The organism is Streptococcus sp. HMSC072G04 (assembly GCF_001813295.1).
In the GTDB taxonomy this organism is placed as follows: Bacteria; Bacillota; Bacilli; order Lactobacillales; family Streptococcaceae; genus Streptococcus.
Genome location: NZ_KV812002.1, coordinates 4,433 through 4,694, shown reverse-complemented (window position 1 = coordinate 4,694; position 262 = coordinate 4,433). Strand labels below are relative to the sequence as shown.

The window sequence follows — 262 nt, the reverse complement described above, 5'->3', positions numbered from 1 at the left end:
ATGCTGCTTTTGATTGTGAGTCGGATTGACTCACTGAAATCGACTCTTGAACCAGCGACTCAGATTGGCTTGAAGAAACTGATTCTTGAACCAAGGAATCAGACTGGCTGGTCGAAACGGATTCCTGAAGCAAAGACTCTGACTGACTTACTGAAACCGACGATTGAACCAAGGATTCTGATTGGCTAGACGATACAGATGCCTGAACCAGCGAGTCTGATTGACTCGCAGAAACTGATTCTTTAACCAGCGAATCGGACTG

The 262-nt window shown here is 45.8% G+C and carries 1 protein-coding gene; it reads left to right on the top strand.

Going from position 1 to position 262, the window contains the following annotated elements:
- The coding region (locus HMPREF2904_RS11800) for a hypothetical protein (RefSeq protein WP_218108833.1) at nt 1-189 on the top strand (189 nt) is incomplete at its 5' end.
- Between the last annotated feature and the right edge of the window lie 73 nt (nt 190-262).